Origin of the sequence: Bradyrhizobium sacchari (genome assembly GCF_002068095.1) — a bacterium.
Classification (GTDB): domain Bacteria; phylum Pseudomonadota; class Alphaproteobacteria; order Rhizobiales; family Xanthobacteraceae; genus Bradyrhizobium; species Bradyrhizobium sacchari.
The window spans coordinates 468,268-484,276 of sequence record NZ_LWIG01000014.1 but is presented as its reverse complement, the minus strand read 5'-3'; the positions used below and the strand labels follow the sequence as shown (position 1 = coordinate 484,276).

General features: G+C 63.5%; 10 protein-coding genes. All 10 read left to right on the top strand.

What is annotated here, in order from left to right; translation table 11 throughout:
* The first annotated feature begins 113 nt into the window (after window positions 1-113).
* The 10 genes from secE to A5906_RS21210 all read left to right on the top strand — a co-directional run bounded on the left by secE (window position 114) and on the right by A5906_RS21210 (window position 15,876).
* Window positions 114-305, top strand: a complete 192-nt coding sequence (secE, locus tag A5906_RS21255) for a preprotein translocase subunit SecE (RefSeq protein WP_063682740.1) — start codon at window positions 114-116, stop codon at window positions 303-305.
* Window positions 305-859, top strand: a complete 555-nt coding sequence (nusG, locus tag A5906_RS21250) for a transcription termination/antitermination protein NusG (protein ID WP_018647229.1) — start codon at window positions 305-307, stop codon at window positions 857-859. Before secE ends, nusG begins: the two co-directional genes overlap by 1 nt.
* Window positions 860-990: 131 nt before the next feature.
* Window positions 991-1,419 (top strand): 50S ribosomal protein L11, encoded by a 429-nt coding sequence (rplK, locus tag A5906_RS21245; RefSeq protein WP_011088164.1) that lies wholly within the window; start codon window positions 991-993, stop codon window positions 1,417-1,419.
* Between the two features lie 6 nt (window positions 1,420-1,425).
* Window positions 1,426-2,118 (top strand): 50S ribosomal protein L1, encoded by a 693-nt coding sequence (rplA, locus tag A5906_RS21240; RefSeq protein WP_025037003.1) that lies wholly within the window; start codon window positions 1,426-1,428, stop codon window positions 2,116-2,118.
* An 89-nt stretch (window positions 2,119-2,207) separates the two neighbouring features.
* Window positions 2,208-3,161: a 2-hydroxyacid dehydrogenase gene (locus A5906_RS21235; RefSeq protein ID WP_080137247.1), complete on the top strand. Its 954-nt coding sequence runs from the start codon at window positions 2,208-2,210 to the stop codon at window positions 3,159-3,161.
* Window positions 3,162-3,743: 582 nt separating this feature from the next.
* Window positions 3,744-4,262, top strand: coding sequence for a 50S ribosomal protein L10 (gene rplJ / locus A5906_RS21230; RefSeq protein ID WP_025037001.1), 519 nt, complete (start codon window positions 3,744-3,746; stop codon window positions 4,260-4,262).
* A 54-nt stretch (window positions 4,263-4,316) separates the two neighbouring features.
* Window positions 4,317-4,694: a 50S ribosomal protein L7/L12 gene (rplL, locus tag A5906_RS21225; protein WP_080137246.1), complete on the top strand. Its 378-nt coding sequence runs from the start codon at window positions 4,317-4,319 to the stop codon at window positions 4,692-4,694.
* 483 nt (window positions 4,695-5,177) lie between these two features.
* Window positions 5,178-9,302: a DNA-directed RNA polymerase subunit beta gene (gene rpoB / locus A5906_RS21220; protein ID WP_080137245.1), complete on the top strand. Its 4,125-nt coding sequence runs from the start codon at window positions 5,178-5,180 to the stop codon at window positions 9,300-9,302.
* Window positions 9,303-9,431: 129 nt separating this feature from the next.
* Complete coding sequence (gene rpoC / locus A5906_RS21215; protein ID WP_080137244.1) at window positions 9,432-13,628, top strand: DNA-directed RNA polymerase subunit beta'; 4,197 nt, start codon at window positions 9,432-9,434, stop codon at window positions 13,626-13,628.
* 193 nt (window positions 13,629-13,821) lie between these two features.
* Complete coding sequence (locus A5906_RS21210) at window positions 13,822-15,876, top strand: FAD-dependent oxidoreductase (RefSeq protein WP_080137243.1); 2,055 nt, start codon at window positions 13,822-13,824, stop codon at window positions 15,874-15,876.
* Window positions 15,877-16,009 lie beyond the last annotated feature (133 nt).

The window sequence follows — 16,009 nt, the reverse complement described above, 5'->3', positions numbered from 1 at the left end:
ACAATCGAGCCCGGTTTCCGGCTCATCCTTCGAGACAGAGGGCTGGGCCAACGGCGGCTGTTCGGATCCCTGAAATTCATGTGCGTCTGTCGACCGACGCTGGACCTCAAACGATGGCAGTCAGCCCGTTCAAGTTCTTGCAGGAAGTGCGCTCGGAGACCGCCAAGGTCACCTGGCCGACCCGCCGCGAGACCACGATCACCACCATCATGGTGTTCGTGATGGTCGCCGTGGCCTCGGTGTTCTTCTTCGCCGCCGACCAGATCATCCGTGTCCTCATCACCTTCCTTCTGGGCATCCACTGATGGCTACAGCAACCGCTCAAGTGTCCGACAAGCGCTGGTACATCGTCCACGCCTATTCGAACTTCGAGAAGAAGGTCGCCGAATCGATCCGCGAGCAGGCCAAGCAGCGCGGGCTCGAGGAGCTGTTCGAGCTGGTGCTGGTTCCGACCGAGAAGGTCACGGAAGTGCGCCGCGGCCGCAAGATCGACGCCGAGCGTAAGTTCTTCCCCGGCTACGTGCTGGTGAAGATGAAGCTGACTGACGAGGCGTTTCATCTGATCAAGAACACGCCGAAAGTGACGGGCTTCCTCGGCGCGGAAAACAAGCCGATGCCGATCTCGGAAGCCGAGGCCATGCGCATCCTGCATCAGGTGCAGGAGGGCGTGGAACGGCCGAAGGCGTCGGTGTCGTTCGAGATCGGCGAGAACGTGCGCGTGGCCGACGGACCGTTCGCCTCGTTCTCGGGTGTGGTCGAGGAAATCGACGAGGCCCGCTCGCGCGTGAAGGTCGCGGTGTCGATCTTCGGCCGCGCAACGCCCGTCGAACTGGAATTCGGTCAGGTCGAGAAGGTCTGACCGGACGAGGCGTGAGGCTTCGGTCTCACGCGACAAGAGGCCGTGGGAGGACGAGGGCGGTTGCCAGCCGCTCGAGATCCCGACCACGAACCTGAAACCGCCGGCGACTGCCGGCACAACAGGAGTGATACATGGCAAAGAAAGTGACCGGATACCTGAAGCTTCAGGTCCCGGCCGGTGCGGCGAATCCTTCGCCCCCGATCGGTCCCGCGCTTGGTCAGCGCGGTCTCAACATCATGGAGTTCTGCAAGGCGTTCAACGCCCAGACCCAGAAGGAAGAGAAGAACACCCCGATCCCGGTGATCATCACCATCTACGCGGACCGTTCCTTCACCTTCGAGATGAAGACGCCGCCGATGTCCTACTTCCTCAAGCAGGCTGCCAAGATCCAGTCCGGCTCCAAGGCGCCGGGCCGTGACAAGGCCGGCAAGGTGACCAAGGCGCAGGTGCGCGAGATCGCCGAGAAGAAGATGAAGGACTTGAATTGCGACACCATCGAATCGGCCATGAAGATGGTCGAGGGCTCCGCCCGTTCGATGGGTCTGGAAGTTGCGGGGTAAGCGGCCATGGCAATCGGAAAGCGTTTGAACAAAGCCCGCGAAGGCATTGACCGCGAAAAGCTTTACCCGCTCGCGGACGCCATCAAGATGGTCAAGGAGCGCGCGAAAGCGAAGTTCGATGAGACCATCGAGGTCGCGATCAATCTCGGCGTCGATCCGCGTCACGCGGACCAGATGGTCCGTGGCGTCGTGACCCTGCCGAACGGCACCGGCCGTACGCTGCGCGTCGGCGTGTTCGCCCGCGGCGCCAAGGCCGATGAGGCCAAGGCTGCCGGTGCCGACGTCGTCGGCGCCGAAGACCTGGTCGAGAAGGTCCAGAACGGCACGATCGATTTCGACCGCTGCATCGCCACCCCCGACATGATGCCGCTGGTCGGCCGCCTCGGTAAGGTGCTCGGCCCGCGCGGCCTGATGCCGAACCCGAAGATCGGCACCGTGACCATGGACGTCACCGGCGCGGTGAAGGGTGCCAAGGGCGGCTCGGTCGAGTTCCGCGTCGAGAAGGCCGGCATCCTGCAGGCCGGCGTCGGCAAGGCCTCGTTCTCCGAGGAGAAGCTGGTCGAGAACATCAAGGCTCTCGCGGACGCCGTCTCCAAGGCGAAGCCTGCCGGTTCCAAGGGCACTTACATCCAGCGTGTTGCGGTGTCCTCGACGATGGGCCCCGGCGTGAAGGTCGAGCCGGGCACCATTCTCGGCTAAGTCTGGAAATTGCATGAGGCGAGGGGCGGAATTGGGCAACCGATTCCGCCCCTCGTCGTTTGTGGCGGCGGTTATCGGAAACAAGAACAATGGCTGACAAGGTCCTGATCTACTCGCGCTTTCCCAAGACGATGATGGCGCGTTTCGCCGGGCCGTTCGAGCTGCTCGACACCGGCGGCAAGCCCGCGCGCGAGGTGTTTCCGGCGGACGAGCTCGGCGGCATCCGTGCGCTGCTCACCGCGGGCGGCTCCCCGCTGGGGGCGGAGGCGATGGACCTGTTTCCAAAGCTCGGCGCCGTCGTCTGCTACGGCACCGGCTACGACGGCGTCGACCTGAAGGCCGCGGCCGCGCGCAACATCGCGGTCGGCCACAGCCCGGGTGCCAACGCGGCTTCCGTTGCCGATATCGCGATGACCCTGATGCTGGCAACGACGCGGCGGATCCTGGTCGCCGACCAATATGTCCGCAGCGGCGATTGGGCCGCGTCAAAGCAGTCGCCGATGATGCGTCCCCAGGCCGGCATGCCCGGACGCCGCATCGGCGTCTATGGCATGGGCGAGATCGGCCGCAAGATCGCGGCGCGTTGCGCCGCCTTCGAGAGCGAGGTCGGCTATTTCAGCCGCACCCAATACGATCTGCCCTATCAATATTTCCCGTCGCTGGAGGCACTGGCCGACTGGTGCAGCGTGCTGATGATCGCGGTGCGGGCGGGGGCAGAGACCCAGCATGTCGTCAATGCCGACATCCTGAAGCGACTCGGCGCGGACGGCTATGTCGTCAACATCTCCCGTGGCTCTGTCATCGACGAGAAAGCTCTGGTCGCGGCCCTGACCGACAAGACCATCGCCGGGGCCGGCCTCGACGTCTTCGAGAAGGAACCGCACGCGCCCGACGCGCTGACCGCGTTTCCGAACGTGGTGTTCGCCCCCCATATCGGCGGCCACACCCTGGACTCGCACGTCGCCATGCAGGACTGCGTGCTGGCGAACCTGACCGCGTTCTTCGCAGGCAAGCCGCTGCCTTACGCGGTGAAATCGGCCTGAATCGGTCCTTGTTGAGCCATCTCAAGCCCGGCGGGCAACGGACTGGAACTGGTGTGAATTTTGCTCTTGGCAAGCAGGCCCGGAGCGGTTAAAGAACCGCCTCCGGACGTGCCGGCCTCGGCTGGCGCGTCCGTGCACGCATTCCGAAAACCCGACACGACAGGAGATCATTCCTTTTCAGGACGTCCGCAAGGATTTGCCGGAAAAGGAAGGAAAACCCGTCGGTTGGCTGGGATGCGGGCAGAGGTCGGGCGGTTCGCCGGCTGACCTTGTCCTGTCCAAGACTGCAGGCGCCCGCGGGAAATTTCGATTTCTCAACGGCTTAATCGCACGGCCTGCATAGACGGGTGAAGACCGGATTTCACTTCGCACCCAGCTTTAAGGGCTGGCTTCGCGAAACGGGTCTGGTTCGGACCTCGACACGCCGTGGGCCTTTGGGCTCCCGGAGGGCAGGCTTTGAATTGTCGTCTTGCCCGGCGTGTCCGAAGGGTTTTTGACCCGGAGGTTCAGGTTTGGGCGGGACGATGGGTGCAACCCGGCGGTCCCGCTTTCGCGATGACCGCCAACCGGAGAGAGCTTGCTGTGGAACGAGCGGCAAAAAAGGAAGCGGTCGAACAGCTCAATGAGGTCTTCAAGACCACGAGCGTCGCGGTCGTTGCTCAATATTCCGGCCTCACCGTCGCCCAGATGCAGAAGCTGCGCCAGCAGATGAAGCAGGCGGGTGCTGCGGTGAAGGTCTCGAAGAACCGTCTCGCCAAAATTGCTCTTGAAGGCACTGACGTCGTTGCCATCGGCCCCATGCTGAAGGGGCCGACCGTGATCGCCACTTCGAACGATCCGGTAGCGGCGCCAAAGGTCGCCATCGAATTCGCCAAGGCGAACGAAAAGTTCGTCATCGTCGGCGGCTCGATGGGCAAGACCGTCCTGAATGTCGACGGCGTGAAGGCGCTTGCCTCGCTGCCGTCGCTTGACGAACTGCGCGGCAAGATCGTCGGCCTCATCGTGGCCCCGGCGACCAAGCTGGCCCAGCTCGCCAACGCGCCCGCGGGCAAGCTCGCGCGCGTCATCCAGGCTCATGCCTCAAAGGGCGAAGCGGCCTGACGCCCTTCGCAAAACTCAAACCCGAACCAGACTTACACGTAAGGAAACTGAACAATGGCTGACTTGCAGAAGATCGTTGACGACCTCTCGAGCCTCACCGTGCTCGAAGCCGCTGAACTGGCGAAGCTCCTCGAAGAGAAGTGGGGCGTTTCCGCTGCCGCGGCCGTCGCCGTGGCCGGCCCGGCTGCTGGCGGTGGCGCTGCCGCTCCGGCGGAAGAGAAGACCGAGTTCACGGTCGTTCTCGCCTCTGCCGGCGAGAAGAAGATCGAGGTCATCAAGGAAGTCCGCGCCATCACCGGTCTCGGCCTCAAGGAAGCAAAGGACCTCGTCGAGGGTGCTCCGAAGCCGCTGAAGGAAGGCGTGAACAAGGAAGAAGCCGAGAAGATCAAGGCCCAGATCGAGAAGGCTGGCGCCAAGGTCGAGCTCAAGTAAGCGCTGCTTGCTGGCGCGGGATCCCGGGCGAGCACCAGCTCAGCCCGGGATCCTGGTCTCCCTCGAGAGGTGGACCGGATGCAAAAGGCGTGCGACGGAAGGTCCCGACGCAGGTCGAACACGAAAAAGTGTGGGGATTTGAGGGTTTGTCCCTCGAATCTGCACTATTGTCGCCCCATATCGGGTCGGCAGCACGAAAGCGCGGTGGTCAGGGAGGCCGGATTTCCCTGTAAGCCGTTGGGAGAGCAGGCTATTTCGGGCTTTTGCAGTCCGTGAAGACGATCGTTGTGACGGGCGGGCGCGCACACCAGCGCCCCGCGCGTCGTTTTGCGTTTTGAAGGTCTGAAGAACAGATTCAGGACATTCCCGCCTGAACCTGAGTTTCCGGCCCCCAAAACGGGTTCGAAAAATTCAACCCGGGGAGCGGTGGCAGCCGCGTTCCGGACGGCGCGCCCAGAGCGGGCGACGAAATGAGAGGCCACGATGGCGCAGCAGACATTCACCGGTCGCAAACGCGTTCGCAAGTTCTTCGGACACATCAAGGAAGTCGCCGAGATGCCGAACCTCATCGAGGTTCAGAAGGCGTCCTATGACCAGTTCCTGATGGTCGACGAGCCCCAGGGCGGTCGTCTCGACGAGGGTCTGCAGGCGGTGTTCCGCTCGGTGTTCCCGATCTCGGACTTCTCGGGCACTTCGATGCTGGAATTCGTCCGCTACGAGTTCGAGCAGCCCAAGTACGACGTCGACGAGTGCCGCCAGCGTGGCATGACCTTCGCGGCCCCCCTCAAGGTGACGCTGCGCCTCATCGTGTTCGATATCGACGAGGAAACCGGCGCGAAGTCGGTCAAGGACATCAAGGAGCAGGACGTCTACATGGGCGACATCCCGCTCATGACGATGAACGGCACCTTCATCGTGAACGGCACCGAGCGCGTCATCGTCTCGCAGATGCACCGTTCGCCCGGCGTGTTCTTCGACCACGACAAGGGCAAGACCCATTCGTCGGGCAAGCTGCTGTTCGCCGCCCGCGTGATCCCGTATCGCGGCTCCTGGCTCGACATCGAGTTCGACGCCAAGGACATCGTCTATGCGCGTATCGACCGTCGCCGCAAGATTCCGGTGACGTCGCTGATGTTCGCTCTCGGCCTCGACGGCGAGGCGATCCTGTCCACGTTCTACAAGAAGATCCTCTACAAGCGGACCAAGGAGGGCTGGCGCGTTCCGTTCGACGCCAACCGTTTCCGCGGCTACTCGACCGTCAACGACCTGGTCGACGCCGACACCGGCAAGGTCGTGCTCGAGGCCGGCAAGAAGCTTACCGTCCGTGCCGCCCGCCAGCTCCAGGAGAAGGGGCTCAAGGCGCTGCGCATGGCCGACGAAGAGCTGGTCGGCAACTACGTCGCCGAGGACCTCGTCAACCCGAAGACCGGTGAGATCCACGCCGAAGCCGGCGAGGAAATCACCGACAAGCTGATGAAGGCGCTCAACGAGCAGGGCTACAAGGAGCTGCCGCTGCTCGACATCGACCACGTCAATGTCGGCCCTTACATCCGCAACACGCTCTCGGCCGACAAGAACATGACGCGCGAGGACGCGCTGTTCGACATCTACCGCGTGATGCGTCCGGGCGAGCCGCCGACGCTGGAATCGGCACAGGCCATGTTCCAGTCGCTGTTCTTCGACGCCGAGCGTTACGACCTCTCCGCGGTCGGCCGCGTCAAGATGAACATGCGCCTCGACCTCGATGCGCCCGACACCCAGCGCACGCTGCGCAAGGAAGACATCCTCTCCGTCATCAAGACGCTGGTGGAGCTGCGTGACGGCAAGGGCGAGATCGACGACATCGACCATCTCGGCAACCGCCGCGTGCGCTCGGTCGGCGAGCTCATGGAGAACCAGTACCGCATCGGCCTGCTCCGCATGGAGCGCGCGATCAAGGAGCGCATGTCCTCGGTCGACATCGACACGGTCATGCCGCAGGACCTGATCAACGCGAAGCCCGCGGCCGCCGCGGTGCGCGAGTTCTTCGGCTCCTCGCAGCTCTCGCAGTTCATGGACCAGACCAATCCGCTGTCGGAGATCACCCACAAGCGCCGCCTGTCGGCACTTGGACCGGGCGGTCTGACCCGCGAGCGCGCCGGCTTCGAGGTGCGCGACGTGCATCCGACGCATTACGGCCGTATCTGCCCGATCGAGACACCAGAAGGTCCGAACATCGGCCTGATCAACTCGCTCGCGACCTTTGCGCGCGTGAACAAGTACGGCTTCGTCGAGACCCCGTACCGGAAGGTCAAGGACGGTCGCGTCACCGACGAGGTCGTGTACCTCTCGGCGATGGAAGAGGGCCGCTATTCCGTCGCCCAGGCCAACGTGCCGATCGACGCAAAGGGCCGCTTTACCGAGGACCTGGTGGTCTGCCGTGCCAGCGGTACCCGCGACGTCGTGCCGCTGACGCCGGACAAGGTCGACTACATGGACGTGTCGCCGAAGCAGCTCGTCTCGGTCGCCGCCGCGCTGATCCCGTTCCTGGAGAACGACGACGCCAACCGCGCGCTGATGGGCTCGAACATGCAGCGCCAGGCGGTGCCGCTGGTTCGCGCCGAGGCGCCGTTCGTCGGTACCGGCATGGAGGGCGTGGTTGCGCGTGACTCGGGGGCTGCGATCGCGGCGCGCCGTTCGGGCGTGATCGACCAGATCGACGCGACCCGCGTCGTCATCCGCGCAACGGAAGATCTCGATCCGACCAAGTCGGGCGTCGATATCTACCGCCTGATGAAGTACCAGCGCTCCAACCAGTCGACCTGCATCAACCAGCGTCCGCTGGTGAAGGTCGGCGACATCGTCAAGAAGGGCGACATCATCGCCGACGGTCCGTCGACGGATCTCGGCGAGCTCGCTCTGGGGCGCAACGTGCTCGTCGCGTTCATGCCGTGGAACGGCTACAACTTCGAAGACTCGATCCTGCTCTCCGAGCGGATCGTGAAGGAAGACGTCTTCACCTCGATCCACATCGAGGAGTTCGAGGTGATGGCCCGCGACACCAAGCTCGGACCTGAGGAAATCACCCGCGACATTCCGAACGTCTCGGAAGAAGCGCTGAAGAACCTCGACGAAGCCGGCATCGTCTACATCGGTGCGGAAGTGCGCGCCGGCGACATCCTGGTCGGCAAGATCACGCCGAAGGGCGAAAGCCCGATGACGCCGGAAGAGAAGCTCCTGCGCGCCATCTTCGGCGAGAAGGCCTCCGACGTCCGCGACACCTCGCTGCGCGTTCCTCCGGGCGTGCAGGGCACCATCGTCGAAGTGCGCGTGTTCAACCGTCACGGCGTCGACAAGGACGAGCGTGCGCTGGCGATCGAGCGGGAAGAGATCGAGCGTCTGGCCAAGGACCGCGACGACGAACAGGCGATCCTGGACCGCAACGTCTACAACCGTCTTGCCGAGCTGCTCGAAGGACGGCAGGGCATTGCGGGTCCGAAGGGCTTCAAAAAGGACACCAAGATCACCCGTGCGGTGCTCGAGGAGTACCCGAAGTCGCAGTGGTGGCTGTTCGCTTCGCCGAACGACAAGCTGATGGCCGAGATCGAGGCCATGCGGAAGCAGTACGACGAGTCGAAGAAGGGGCTTGAGCAGCGCTTCCTCGACAAGGTCGAGAAGCTCCAGCGCGGCGACGAATTGCCGCCCGGCGTGATGAAGATGGTCAAGGTCTTCGTCGCGGTGAAGCGCAAGATCCAGCCCGGCGACAAGATGGCCGGCCGCCACGGCAACAAGGGCGTGGTGTCGAAGATCGTGCCGATCGAGGACATGCCGTTCCTCGAAGACGGTACGCACGCCGACATCGTGCTCAATCCGCTGGGCGTGCCCTCGCGCATGAACGTCGGACAGATCCTCGAGACCCATCTCGGCTGGGCCTGCGCCGGCCTCGGCAAGCGTATCGGCCAGACGGTCGATGCCTATTTGTCGAAGCAGGACATCAAGCCGCTGAAGGAAACCTTGAAGAAGGTCTACGGCGAGGACGAGACGATCAAGACGCTCAACGACAACGAGCTGCTCGAGCTCGGCCATAACCTCAGCCGCGGTGTTCCGATCGCGACGCCGGTGTTCGACGGTGCCAAGGAAGCCGACATCGAGGAGATGCTGAAGCTTGCCGGTCTCGACGCTTCGGGTCAGTCGACCGTCTATGACGGCCGCACCGGCGATCCGTTCGATCGCAAGGTGACGGTGGGCTACATCTACATGCTCAAGCTGCACCATCTCGTCGACGACAAGATCCATGCGCGTTCGATCGGTCCGTACTCGCTCGTCACCCAGCAGCCGCTGGGCGGCAAGGCGCAGTTCGGCGGCCAGCGCTTCGGCGAAATGGAGGTGTGGGCGCTCGAGGCTTACGGCGCGGCGTACACGCTCCAGGAGATGCTGACGGTGAAGTCGGACGACGTCGCCGGCCGCACCAAGGTGTACGAGGCGATCGTGCGCGGCGACGACACGTTCGAGGCCGGTATTCCGGAATCGTTCAACGTGCTGGTCAAGGAAATGCGCTCGCTCGGCCTCAACGTCGACCTGCACAATTCCAAGATGGGACCGGCGCCGACGTCGGAGGCGGCCGAGTAATTCGACCTTTCATGCCCGGCCTTCGCGGCCGGGCATTGGCGCCCCTCCCGAGGCCTTGAGGGCAGGGCGCCGTGCTCGAGTGATTTTCGAATTTGCGGCCGGAGGCGACCGGCACGCGAGGAGAAGACGATGAACCAAGAAATTATGAATCTCTTCAACCCGACGACGCCGGCTCAGGTCTTCGACCAGATCCGGATCTCGATCGCGTCTCCAGAGAAGATTCTGTCCTGGTCCTACGGCGAGATCAAGAAGCCGGAGACCATCAACTACCGTACCTTCAAGCCCGAGCGCGATGGCCTGTTCTGCGCCCGCATCTTCGGGCCGATCAAGGACTATGAGTGCTTGTGCGGCAAGTACAAGCGCATGAAGTACAAGGGCATCATCTGCGAGAAGTGCTCGGTCGAGGTCACGCTGTCGCGCGTCCGGCGTGAGCGCATGGGCCATATCGAGCTCGCAGCCCCCGTCGCCCACATCTGGTTCCTGAAGTCGCTGCCCTCGCGCATCGGCCTCCTGCTGGACATGACGCTGAAGGATCTCGAGCGGATCCTCTACTTCGAATATTACGTCGTGCTCGAGCCGGGCCTCACCGCGCTCAAGGACCGTCAGCTGCTGTCTGAGGACGAGTATCTGAAGGCGCAGGACGAGTACGGCCAGGACAGCTTCACCGCCATGATCGGCGCCGAGGCGATCCGCGAGCTGCTCAAGGGCATGGACCTCGAGAAGCTCGAGGCTTCGCTGCGCGTCGAGATGCAGGAGACCGACTCCGACATCAAGCACAAGAAGCTCGCCAAGCGCCTGAAGATCGTGGAAGCGTTCCGCCACTCCGGCAACAAGCCGGAATGGATGATCATGACCGTGGTCCCGGTGATTCCGCCGGACCTGCGTCCGCTGGTGCCGCTCGACGGCGGCCGCTTCGCGACCTCGGACCTCAACGACCTCTACCGCCGCGTCATCAACCGCAACAACCGCTTGAAGCGGCTGATGGAGCTGCGCGCGCCGGACATCATCATCCGCAACGAGAAGCGCATGCTTCAGGAAGCGGTCGATGCGCTGTTCGACAACGGCCGCCGCGGCCGCGTCATCACCGGCGCCAACAAGCGCCCGCTGAAGTCGCTCGCCGACATGCTCAAGGGCAAGCAGGGTCGCTTCCGCCAGAACCTGCTCGGCAAGCGCGTCGACTATTCGGGCCGTTCGGTGATCGTGGTTGGTCCCGAGCTGCGCCTGCATCAGTGCGGCCTCCCGAAGAAGATGGCGCTCGAGCTGTTCAAGCCGTTCATCTATTCGCGGCTTGACGCCAAGGGCCTGTCCACCACGGTGAAGCAGGCCAAGAAGCTGGTCGAGAAGGAGCGGCCCGAGGTCTGGGACATCCTGGACGAGGTGATCCGCGAGCATCCCGTGCTGCTCAACCGCGCGCCGACGCTGCACCGCCTCGGCATCCAGGCGTTCGAGCCCGTGCTGATCGAGGGCAAGGCGATCCAGCTTCACCCGCTGGTCTGCTCGGCGTTCAACGCCGACTTCGACGGCGACCAGATGGCCGTGCACGTCCCGCTGTCGCTCGAAGCGCAGCTGGAAGCGCGCGTGCTGATGATGTCGACCAACAACATCCTGCATCCCGCGAACGGCCAGCCGATCATCGTGCCGTCGCAGGACATCGTGCTCGGTCTCTACTACGTCTCGATCATGCGCGAAGGCCTGCCCGGCGAGGGCAAGGTGTTCGGCGACATGGCCGAGCTCGAGCACGCCCTGCACGCGAAGGTCATCCACCTCCACACCAAGATCAAGTACCGGTGGGAAGGCATGGACGAGACCGGCAAGGTCTCCAAGCGTTGGATCGAAACCACCGCCGGTCGCGTCATGCTCGGCAACCTGCTGCCGAAGAACCCGCGCATTTCGTACGAGATCATCAACAAGCTGATGACCAAGCGCGAGATCTCGGGCGTCATCGACCAGGTCTACCGCCACTGCGGCCAGAAGGAGACGGTGATCTTCTGCGACCGCATCATGGCGCTCGGCTTCTACAACGCGTTCAAGGCCGGCATCTCGTTCGGCAAGGACGACATGGTCGTGCCGCACGGCAAGTGGAAGATCGTCGACACCACCCGTACGCTGGCGAAGGATTTCGAGCAGCAGTACAACGACGGTCTGATCACCCATGGCGAGAAGTACAACAAGGTCGTCGACGCCTGGTCGAAGGCCACGGAAGAAATCGCCAAGGCGATGATGAAGGAGATCTCCGCCACCAAGAAGACGGCGAGCGGAGCCGATGCCGACATCAACTCGATCTACATGATGGCCCACTCCGGTGCCCGCGGTTCGCCGGCCCAGATGCGTCAGCTCGCCGGCATGCGCGGCCTGATGGCCAAGCCGTCGGGCGAGATCATCGAGACGCCGATCATCTCGAACTTCAAGGAAGGCCTCTCGGTTCTCGAGTACTTCAACTCGACCCACGGCGCCCGCAAGGGTCTCGCGGACACCGCGTTGAAGACCGCGAACTCCGGCTACCTGACCCGTCGTCTGGTCGACGTCGCGCAGGACTGCATCATCACGCAGACCGACTGCGGCACCAAGCTCGGCATCAAGATGCGCGCCATCGTCGATGCCGGCACCGTGGTCGCTTCGCTCGGCTCGCGCATCCTCGGACGCACGGCCTGCGAAGACGTGCGTGACAGCTCGGGCAAGGTGATCATCAAGCGCGACACGCTGATGGAAGAGAGCCATCTGGACGCCATCCAGCAGGGTGGTGTGCAGGAGGTGAAGATCCGGTCGGCGCTGACCTGCGAGCTCGTCAACGGCATCTGCGGCAAGTGCTACGGCCGCGACCTCGCCCGCGGCACGCCGGTCAACCACGGCGAAGCGGTCGGCGTCATCGCGGCGCAGTCGATCGGCGAGCCGGGCACCCAGCTCACCATGCGCACCTTCCACATCGGTGGTGCGGCGCAGCTCAACGAGCAGTCGTTCGTCGAAGCCAACTTCGACGGCAAGATCGTGATCCGGAACAAGGCCATCGCCCGCAACAGCGAAGGTCACCTGATCGCGATGGTGCGCAACATGGTGGTGGCGATCGTCGATGCCGACGGCACCGAGCGTGCGACGCACCGCGTCCAGTACGGCTCGCGCCTGCACGTCGACGAAGGCGACATGGTCAAGCGCGGCCAGCGCGTCGTCGAGTGGGATCCCTACACCCGTCCGCTCCTCACCGAAGTCGAAGGTACGATCGGCTTCGAGGATCTGGTCGAGGGGCAGTCGATCTCGGAAACGCTCGACGAGGCCACCGGTATCGCCAAGCGCGTGGTCATCGACTGGCGCTCGACCCGCGGCGGTTCGGATCTGCGTCCGGCCATCGTGGTCAAGGGCAAGGACGGCAAGGTGCTCAAGCTGCCCCGTGGCGGCGATGCGCGCTACATGCTGTCGGTCGACGCCATTCTCTCGGTCGACGTCGGAGCCAAGGTCAACCCGGGTGACATCCTCGCCCGTGTCTCGACCGAAAGCGCCAAGACGCGTGACATCACCGGCGGTCTGCCGCGGGTGGCGGAGCTGTTCGAGGCCCGGCGTCCGAAGGATGCGGCGATCATCGCCGAAATCGCAGGCACCATCCGGTTCGGGCGCGACTACAAGAACAAGCGTCGCATCTCGATCGAGCCGATGGACAAGACCGAGGAGCCGCGCGAGTACCTGATCCCGAAGGGCAAGCACATCCACCTTCAGGACGGCGACGTCGTCGAAAAGGGCGACTTCATCGTGGAAGGCAACCCGGCGCCGCACGACATCCTTGCGGTCAAGGGCATCGAGGAGCTCGCGGCCTACCTGGTCAACGAAATCCAGGAGGTCTACCGGCTCCAGGGCGTGCTCATCAACGACAAGCACATCGAGGTGATTGTCCGTCAGATGCTCCAGAAGGTGGAAGTCACCGACCAGGGCGACACGGACATGATCTCCGGCGAGCAGGTCGACAAGATCGAGTTCGACGCGCTGAACGAGAAGGCGAAGGAAGAGGGCAAGAAGCCCGCCACGGGAACGCCGGTTCTGCTCGGCATCACCAAAGCGAGCCTGCAGACCCGCTCGTTCTTCTCGGCGGCTTCGTTCCAGGAGACCACCCGCGTCCTCACCGAGGCCGCGGTCAACGGCAAGATCGATCCGCTCGAAGGCCTCAAGGAGAACGTCATCGTCGGCCGGCTGATCCCGGCAGGCACCGGCGCCTCCATGGCCAAGATCCGCGAAGTCGCGATGAAGCGCGACAAGCTGATCCTGGACGAGCGCGAGAAGCAGGCATCCGTCGTGCCGCCCGCGCCGGAAGCGGAGCTTCCTGCGCTGCCGCCTGCGGAATGATCGTTCATCCGTAGCAATACCGAGGACACTGAAAAGGCCGGCGTAAGCCGGCCTTTTTGCTGCTTTCTTTGCTTGCTGCGATGCAGGATCAACCTTTGTTCATCTTTCCTTCAGGCGCAAAAGCGCTTCTGCTAGGGGTGCTTAGACCGGTGGATCCCGTGACGGGGGCAGGGCCGGAGACCACGGAACTGACATGCTTGATCTTGCAATCGTAGGCGGCGGCCCCGGCGGGCTGATGAGCGCCTGGTACCTGAAGCGTAAGCTCGGCGACCTCTGCCGCGTCACCATCTTCGAGGCCTCCGACCGGCTCGGCGGCAAGATCGTCACGCGCAAATTCGATTCCGCGCCGGCAATGTACGAGGCCGGCGTTGCCGAAATCTATGACTACTCGATGACGGGACCCGATCCGCTGCGCGAGCTGATCCAGCATTTCGGCCTGCAGACGATTCCGATGGACGCCGAGCAGGTGCAGTTCGGCGGCGAGCTGCTCAACGACGTGCCGGGCATGCGCCGCAAATACGGCGCCAAGACCGCGGCCGCGATCGAGGCGTTCCGCAAGCGCTGCACCGAAGTGATGTCGCCGATCGAATATTACGAAGGCGTCGGCGCGCACGACAACGAGAATCCCTGGGCCTACAAGACCGCCGAGCAGGTGCTGGACGAGGAGGTCGAGGACGAGACCGCAAAGCGCTTCTTCAAGGTGATGGCGCGCTCGGACATCGCGACCGAAAGCCACAACACCAACGGCCTCAACGCGCTCAAGAACTATCTGATGGACGTCGAGGGCTATATCGGGCTCTATTCCATCCAGAACGGCAACGAACAGCTGATCGAGTGCCTGCAGTCGGAGGTCAACGCCGACATCCAGCTCAATCACCGTGTGCTCACCGTCGGCAAGGCGCCGACGGGCCGCTACCAGCTCAAGATGATGAATGGCAAGGGCCCGGAGACGCGCGACTTCGATCTCGTGCTGGTGTGCCTGCCGCATTCCTGGCTTGCCACCATGGGGTGGGAAGGCGAGCAGCTGCGCAAGTCGATGGTCAAGCATGTTTCGTATTTCGACCGTCCGGCGCACTATTTGCGCGTCTCGATCCTGTTCGACGAGCCGTTCTGGGGCGAGAAGATTCCCGGCGCCTGGTTCATGTCGGAAGCCTTCGGCGGCTGCTGCGTCTACAACGAGGGCGCGCGCCACGACGTCGGCAAGCATGGCGTGCTGAACTGGCTGATTCCCGGCTCCGACGCGCTGGCCTTCGCCAATCTCTCTGATCAGGAACTGATCGACGCCGCGCTGAAATCGCTGCCGGCTTCGCTCGGCGATGCCCGCGCGCATTTCATGGAAGGCAAGATCCATCGCTGGCTGTCGTCAGTGAATGCGCTGCCGGGCGGTCTGCCTGTGCGCGACGTCATGACCAATCACCGCCCGGAGCCGAAGGAACATCCCGGAATCGTCGTGGTCGGCGACTATCTGTTCGATTCGACGCTGAACGGTTTGCTCGACTCCTCGGACGCGGCGACCGACATCATCCTGACCGAGATGATGCGCCTGCGCCGCGAACGCGCGCAGGAGGACAAGCCGCTCTCTGACAAGATCGACCGCGACTATTTCGAGAACTATCGCGGTCTCGGTCCCTATCACGAGGCGTGGCGGCACTTCACCGATCCCGACTATCTGACGAAACTGATCGGGCTCGTCTGGGGCAAGGCCAAGGGCTCAAAGCTCCTGGTCGCAGGATCGGCCAGCGGGGAACTCGTTGGCGCGCTGCGCGAGCGCGGCATCGATGCCTGGGGCATCGAGAGCAACCGTGCGATCCATGCCAAGACTCCCACGGCGCTGAAAAAGTACAACAAGCTCGGGTCGATCACGGACACGCCGTTCAAGGACGGCAGCTTCGACTTCGTGTTCGAGACCAGCCTCTGCCACGTTTCGGCGAAGCAGGTGGTCCGCGCGATCCGCGAGCTCAACCGTGTGGTCAGGACCGGCCTCGTGTTCGGCTCGGTCACCTCGGACATGGCGCCGGCTCTGATCGACCGTTACGACCTCCTGCGCGGGGTCAAGAAGCTCGGCACCTGGTGGGAATGGTCCGAGCTGTTCTTCGGCAACGGATTCGATCTGTCGATGCATCGCAAGGACTGCACCGATGCGCTCTGGGAGGCGACGCTTGCCGCGGGCAAGGGTCCGGGCCAGTGGTACGCCGACGCGGACTCTTTGCGCTATTCGTTCTTCGACAAGGTCGAGGACGACGACTAACCCTTAAGATCGGGTGAATTCGCCAATTGTTTTGCCGAATTCATCGTGATCGCATAGAATCGGTGAGATAGCGGCTGTCCGCTATCTCCTGCTTTCTCTGCGGTCATGCCGGCCGTCAGCATCGGTTGGTATC